7 protein-coding genes are annotated in these 6,229 nt (G+C 63.4%); 2 read left to right on the top strand and 5 right to left on the bottom strand.

All coding sequences use genetic code 11. The annotated features are described in order from the left end of the window. Positions 1-622 precede the first annotated feature (622 nt). Together QN239_RS33535 and QN239_RS33530 are read left to right on the top strand one after the other, a co-directional pair. The gene (locus QN239_RS33535; RefSeq protein WP_499017666.1) at positions 623-1,150 is read left to right on the top strand and encodes a DNA-binding protein; all 528 of its coding nucleotides are present in this window, start codon (positions 623-625) and stop codon (positions 1,148-1,150) included. Positions 1,151-1,509: 359 nt separating this feature from the next. Further along, on the top strand, positions 1,510-1,671 hold the full coding sequence (locus QN239_RS33530; RefSeq protein ID WP_499017665.1) for a hypothetical protein: 162 nt from the start codon (positions 1,510-1,512) through the stop codon (positions 1,669-1,671). A gap of 586 nt (positions 1,672-2,257) precedes the next feature. Here QN239_RS33530 and QN239_RS33525 read toward each other — a convergent pair. The 5 genes from QN239_RS33525 to QN239_RS33505 all read right to left on the bottom strand — a co-directional run bounded on the left by QN239_RS33525 (position 2,258) and on the right by QN239_RS33505 (position 5,660). Continuing rightward, positions 2,258-2,686: a hypothetical protein gene (locus QN239_RS33525; RefSeq protein ID WP_499017663.1), complete on the bottom strand. Its 429-nt coding sequence runs from the start codon at positions 2,684-2,686 to the stop codon at positions 2,258-2,260. Positions 2,687-2,696: 10 nt separating this feature from the next. After that, the gene (locus tag QN239_RS33520) at positions 2,697-3,014 is read right to left on the bottom strand and encodes a hypothetical protein (RefSeq protein ID WP_499017661.1); all 318 of its coding nucleotides are present in this window, start codon (positions 3,012-3,014) and stop codon (positions 2,697-2,699) included. 323 nt (positions 3,015-3,337) lie between these two features. After that, on the bottom strand, positions 3,338-3,952 hold the full coding sequence (locus QN239_RS33515; protein ID WP_499017660.1) for a hypothetical protein: 615 nt from the start codon (positions 3,950-3,952) through the stop codon (positions 3,338-3,340). Positions 3,953-4,015: 63 nt separating this feature from the next. Beyond that, positions 4,016-4,312, bottom strand: a complete 297-nt coding sequence (locus QN239_RS33510; RefSeq protein WP_499017659.1) for a hypothetical protein — start codon at positions 4,310-4,312, stop codon at positions 4,016-4,018. An 85-nt stretch (positions 4,313-4,397) separates the two neighbouring features. Continuing rightward, entirely contained in the window at positions 4,398-5,660 is a 1,263-nt protein-coding gene (locus QN239_RS33505) for a hypothetical protein (protein WP_499017657.1), read from the bottom strand. Positions 5,661-6,229 lie beyond the last annotated feature (569 nt).

Below are 6,229 nucleotides of genomic sequence, written 5' to 3'. Positions count from 1 at the left end.
TTGAGTATTGTTGTTAGGCAACGGTTTTCGTGTTGTGGAGTTGGGTTGGATGGCCTGCGGCCATCACTCGCACTCGCTTTATTGTTGTGCTGCAACGGTTTTGGTATTCGTTGGTGGTGATGGCTTCGCCATTGTTCATGATTTCAATCTTACTGTATTGCAGTCGTTTTCGGCTACCATGTCTCGGCTTCGCCTCGACTGCGGTGAGTTCGTCGCGAATGCCGGCCGGCGGATCCGACTCGAGGGTTGTTGCCCGACTTGGCATCTCGACTCCCGTTCCGGCTACGCCCTACTTTACCATACTCGTTGCGTATCAACATGATTCGATATTCGATCAATCGCGCCTGCGGCGCTACACCCCCGCCCGGACCGTACCAGAACCGCCCCGACTCACACCCGGGCACTCTCCCACCCATCCGTTGCCCATCATCCTACCGACCGTAATACCTGAGGGTCAGCGTTCCCCATGAACCCCGGTGCTTCGATCAACCCCCAGCGCGGTCACCCACCGACCAGTGACGTCACCCCCAACAAGCCCAGCTCCGCCGGCCAACCCCGGCCCAGACAACCGCCGGCACCCTCAGCACAGCGCCGCGTCTCGGCCCCCTGGGCGCTAGCTGCCATGCTGAAGAACCCCACCAGCGCACAGGAACGCCACACCACCATGACCGAACCACGACACGTCAAACTCTCCGAAGTCGCCCACACCACCGGCATCCCCACCGACACCCTCAAACTCATGGCCGCCGACAACCTCCTCCCCGGCATGACACGCGGCCGAGGCGGACACACCTACCTCCACGAAGACCAGATCCCCACCTGGAACGACTGCATTCAACTACTCCAAGAACAACGCGACCGACACCTGCGACGCGCAGCATCAGCACTACGTCGCCTGGAGACCGAGTTGGAGGCGGTGCGCAACGACATCAACGAAGCCCGCGAGCACCCCCGAGACGCCCTGGGCATCGACATGATGAGCTTCGGCCACTGGCCTCACGACCGAATTCAGTCTTCGTTGCGCGGCCAACCACTCGTCACCGCCGTCCTGGAGCAATTCGCGATCGAGCGCATGTCGATCATCCGCTACCACGACGCCTACCTCGACGCCCTGGCCTCCGAAAGCAAGCTCCCGCCCACCGACGACTGACCTTCGACTTGCAGGCGCTGATGCTGCAGTTCGTTAGAAGAACGCCGGCTGACGCGCGCCACGGCCTTGTACCGCCCATCTGGGCCACGGTCTAGCGATCGTCGCTGCCTGCGCTCAACTCCCGTGTCCCCGCGCAAGTAGCTGGTCTGAACCCGAGCCGCCCACCATCGACCATCCGAACCTTCTACACCTGCGTAGGCCATATGTGGCCTGACCTGGCCACTACAGGGTGAAGCCCCGCACTGAGTCCCGCCCACAGCCTGTCGAATCGACGAGAACCAACGGGGAATATACGGACCACATCTCAATCGGGCACACCACGTGGTCAGCACCTCAGCTTGCCCGTCAGGAGCGTCCTCATGGACGACATCATGATCGTTTTGGTGGCCGCCATCATCGTCCCGTGCGTCACCGCCGCCTACATCGTCACCCAGACCGGATCCACCGACGGCATCGCCGAGATCCTCCGAGCCCTGGCCGACATCCTGCGAGCACTCTCCCCCTGGGGTGACAACAGCTAGCGGCCTCGGCCTCTGCGCAGCCGTACTCAAGCCGAGCCGGCGGCGCTGGCGGTCGCACTGGGTCGGGGAAGGACTCATGCCAACTGGGTTGTCATGAGTCCTTCCCCGTAAGCATGTTGATCACCCGGCCAACTCGTCCAGTAGTGCTCTCAGATTGACCAGATTCCGACAAGGCGGACGCAGCCTTGCGCACATCGGCCGCTTGTGCAGCCGGCCAGAACGGGGAATTCGGATCATCGGTGCCAATCTTCGAGTCCGCGTCCAGTCCTGCTGCACGCCTGTCCCAGTAGCGCTCCCTGCGCGAGGGCGGCTCGTCCCATATCCTCATCATTCGCTTCAGATCGTCTCTGCGCGCCTGCAGTGCAGCGACCTCAGAGGCCGAGCGCTCTGCCCTTGTGCGGGTATCTCCGCTGCATCGCTGCGGTCCACCAGGTTCGGCACTCGATTTGCACATTGTTCCTCCATCGTGCAGACACCTTCAATGAAGTAGTACCGGCGCAAGTCGCGGATTCCGTCGGTCAGGGCACCGACGAAATCAACTTCCTCAACCGGAGTCCACAGCACTGCCGGTAACCCGGCAGCGGTGTCAGGTGCGCCGGTGCTGGCGATCGCGTCCGACGCGCATGCGCAGTATCGAGTTCACCCACCACACGGGCCCCGATTCTCGGGAGAGCGCCTCCATCTGATCGTCTGTCAGGCCGGCGGGGCGACCGGCGTTCTGACCGGTAACCAAAGCAATACCGCGCAACAGTGGGACGGTGCGAGCAGAGAAGCCCGATACAGCCAGCAGGTTCAACGTGGCCATCCGGTTCACCGCGAGGTTCCCGGAACCAGCGCCGAACCAGAACACAAGCCCATCAGCAGTGGTGACTGACTCCGCCGCGGCTCCGACGTGTACTTCCACGACATCGCGGGTGATGTGGACCAGGCGCATGGTCTCGTCCGCTGGCATCAGGAGACCGACTGGGACTTGCGCTTCCAGGAGTTCGACGTCTTCGGGGCTCAGGTCGCTCACGCGGCGGCCCTCATCGGTGGGGGCGCCGCACGGTATAGCTGGTCCAGTCGGTGACCTCATGCATGAGGACTGGCTCGCGGCCGGCGACGGTGCAGAGCACCTGCAGCACGTCCTCACCGGCGACCACAGCGCCGACGCCGACACCGGCCGGCACGTAACGGGTGGCGGAGATGATCTCGGTGTGGTCAGCGTCCAGCTGGACCTCGACGCTGCCGGCGCCGGCGAGCTGGCACTCGCGGTAGTAGTCGATAGGCATCTCTTCCAGGGCCCCAGGCACGGGGTGGTTGAAGATGAGCAGCTTCGTCGTGTGCGCAGTGATAGCAGTCATCGGGGTAGGTCCTCTCATCGGTTCCGCGACCGGGCGTCCGGATGGTCCTACGGTACGAAACGAGGGTGCACGCTTGGCTACACCAGGGCTCTGAAGTGCAGCGATGGGTCTTTTGAACTCGGGGGGTGGCCTATTGGCGGACTCTAGGTCGATGGGATTCGATCCAATGTCGCACACGTGCCCGATCGCGAATTGCGGGGAACCGGTCGAGGAACTCCACGCGAGCCGATGCGTCGTTCTGGTGGACGGTGACATCGATCTGGCCGTGCTGCACGACAACGAGCGTGGCGAACTCGACTTCCGCGCCATCAAGCCAGAGCGGATCATCGCGATCCAGGACGTTGATGGCGTGCGTGTCGATGCGGTGAGCCGCTGCGTCCAGCTCCGGGAAGTGCTCGTGGAAGTAGGCGTCGGCGGCCGGGGGGGTCCTTGTGGACGGTCACGTTGATCTGGTCGTCGTGCAAGACGGCCAGAGTGGCGAACTGCACGACGGGAGACTCGCTGCCGCCACCGGCGCGCACGAACGTCGCTTGCCCTTGATGGGGCTCCTCGGGTAACCGCTCCCCGATCTGGGTGCCGATGATCGCGAACGTGTCAGCTTGCGCCTGTAGCCACTCAGCGGCGTAGTTGCAACCCTGCTGTGGGAGTTCGCCGTGGCCGGGTTCGGTGCGGGTGCCAGCGCGACGGACGGTGTCGGCGGCTGCTGCGTACGCGTCCGTTAACAGCGCGATGGCTTCCATCGTTGCCGGACGGGTCGACCATGCGGGATCTGAAAGTTCGAGTCGGAAGAGTTCGGCCAACCGGGAGAACATCGGCGCCGCCTCACGGTCGTTGCGCCCCGCCCAGGCTTGCGCGTTCTGCGCGGCGTGATCAAACGCCGCGGCGGCAAGAATCAGGTGCAGTGGTTCGCTCGGCGCCGGCCGATCATCGAAGGACATCGATTTCCTTTCCAGGTAGTTGCTATCTCCCCCGACCGTCCGTTCTTGACGGCCCATGCCGCCCTAGCGGTGTTGGGCGCCGAAGAACTCGGATGCTGGAACGGTGCGTTCCATCACGCACCACAGTCCCCACAGGTGCGGCTGTACATGCAGGATCGAGGTGTCCATCATGTTCGCGAAGCGAACGGCAACCTCGACGAACTCTCCTGGCCGAGCAGCCTTGAGATCGGCCTCCGCCCTTTTTGCACCGTCAGCAGAGTTATCGGCCAGCGCGTACACCAAGAGTTCGTTCGTCTTCGCGGTCGTTCCCTGCAGGGCCAATGCCCACATGTTGACCACGTCGGGGTAACTCTGCGTCATGTCGTCTCCTTATCTCGGCTGACGGTCGTGAAGGTATGGATCTCATATTCGGACGTCTGGGTGACGACGGAGTGAGCGGTGGTCGTCACGCTCCGTCCGTTGCGTCGATGACTTCGAACTTGCTCGGTCGGGTGATCACCGTTTGGTCGACTTCGTTGTAGGTGTCATGCGCCTTGACTGTTGCCGCGCCGATCGTGAAGCGCTGGCCTACCTCGACGTCGAGCGCTTTGTGGGCCTTCCACACCAAGGTGTGGCCGTCGTCGGCGATCGCGACGAGGAAGGTGGTGGTGCCCCAGTCACCGTCCTGATAGACGACGGTCTTCGCGGTGGCAGTGATGTCCTTGACGCGCTCGCCGACGTCGCCGAGGAACCCGGCGACCACGGGGTGGGCCTTGCGCTCGACTTCGATCTGCTGCTGGCGGGCATACACCTTGACCAGTGAGCCGAGGATCCCGACGTTCTTGCCGCTGACGCTCTCCCCCGCAAGCAGCACGCGCAGGTTGCGGCCGTAGTCGCTGTCCTTGGCAGTCTCGGTCACAGAGGCCTTGATGGCCGCGAGCAGCTCGGGGTCGGCCAGGTGGCCGGCCGCTTCGCCGGCCTTGGCGCGGTAGTACTCCCGGTCGGCTTCCCTGAGTTTGTCGATGTCGAAGAACAGGCTGGTGCGCACCCTGCTGACGGTGGAGGTTTCGGAGTACATGCCCGACGGGATGTAGGCGCGGCCCCGGTCGGAGTGGGCGAATGCGTAGGCCAACACCAGGTCGACCGATGCGCCGTAGTGCTTCGGACCGAACCCGCCCTCGACGTCATTGCTAGTGAAATCCGCCAGCTCCTCATCAAACGTCAATGCCCACAGTCCTTTTGGGCTCACGCCGGTATAGAGCTCGATGCAGGAGTGCCCCAGCTGGATGATCGATCCGTCTCGATCATCACGCACCAAGTACAACCGCATCCGGCTGCGCTCAACCTGGCAGTGATCGCAGGAGTTGTCACCGCGAGGGCTATACCCGCCGAGTTCCTGCCCCGGAGCGGAATGCACGGTCATACCGGCTTCTTCGGGCACCAGGCGCGCGACGAAGGTGAAGTGACCGTGCCGCAAGGTCAGCGGGCCCGTCAGCGTCGCGCGCACCCACGGCTCGTAGACGTAGACCGGCGCGTGATTGCTGACCACCGCGTGGTCAACGCGGGCAACGTTCTTCTTCACCTCGAAGTCCTCGTAGGAGACCTCGAACCGAGCATCGAGACCCGCCTTGGCTAGCCGCTTGTTGGCTTGGGCGATCTTTGCCTGGAACGCGCCGAGCTTGTAGGAGGGGATCTCCCATTCATGTGTCTCAACGGTCTGCAGACTCATGGCAATCATGCTTTCCCCCTGGGGAATTCGGTGACCTGACGCGCACGCCCGGCCGTTGGTATGTATACGACTATACACTTTTGTGGTGCGTTTTCGCTAGCGGTGCTTCCCCCAGCCGTGCCCGCAGTATCCACCACTCCACCGACACCAGCGCCGGCCGCCATGCTCGATTCCGCAACGCGTCGTTCGGCGGCCCGTCGTGCCAACGCGCTGCGGAACAGCGACTTTGCAGCGGCGCGGCCTTCCGGTGTGCTCGCAACTCTGCTGTTCGGCGACTGATCTGCAGCGACAGTCCCGGTGGGTACGTGTTCCTTACGAGCGGACGGTCCTCCACCGGCCACTGATGCAGCGGGCTTCGCAATTCGCCGCAGGCGGGCGGCCAGGAATGCGCCTGGGCGTTCGATTCGATCTGGCCAGCTCCAGCCAGTGATGCGCATGTCGGCGTTGAGAGCCTTGATGATCTCGGTCGACGTCCAAGCATCAATGTCCAACCCAGAGCGGGTCAGCGCGTCGCAGATGTGCCCAGGATGGACGCTGTCGAGGCCTCGGCTGCCTGCGATGATGCCGGC

The sequence above is a fragment of the Mycolicibacterium sp. Y3 genome (assembly GCF_051188035.1).
Lineage (GTDB): Bacteria > Actinomycetota > Actinomycetes > Mycobacteriales > Mycobacteriaceae > Mycobacterium > Mycobacterium fluoranthenivorans.
The sequence above is the reverse complement of the archived record's forward strand: the minus strand, read 5'-3'. Positions and strand labels throughout refer to the sequence as shown.

Excerpts from the sequence above, each read along its gene's own strand:
- QN239_RS33535 (WP_499017666.1), top strand. The coding sequence starts at position 623 with ATGCTGAAGAACCCCACCAGCGCACAGGAACGCCACACCACCATGACC.
- QN239_RS33530 (WP_499017665.1), top strand. The coding sequence starts at position 1,510 with ATGGACGACATCATGATCGTTTTGGTGGCCGCCATCATCGTCCCGTGC.
- QN239_RS33520 (WP_499017661.1), bottom strand. The coding sequence starts at position 3,014 with ATGACTGCTATCACTGCGCACACGACGAAGCTGCTCATCTTCAACCAC.
- QN239_RS33515 (WP_499017660.1), bottom strand. The coding sequence starts at position 3,952 with ATGTCCTTCGATGATCGGCCGGCGCCGAGCGAACCACTGCACCTGATT.
- QN239_RS33510 (WP_499017659.1), bottom strand. The coding sequence starts at position 4,312 with ATGACGCAGAGTTACCCCGACGTGGTCAACATGTGGGCATTGGCCCTG.
- QN239_RS33505 (WP_499017657.1), bottom strand. The coding sequence starts at position 5,660 with ATGAGTCTGCAGACCGTTGAGACACATGAATGGGAGATCCCCTCCTAC.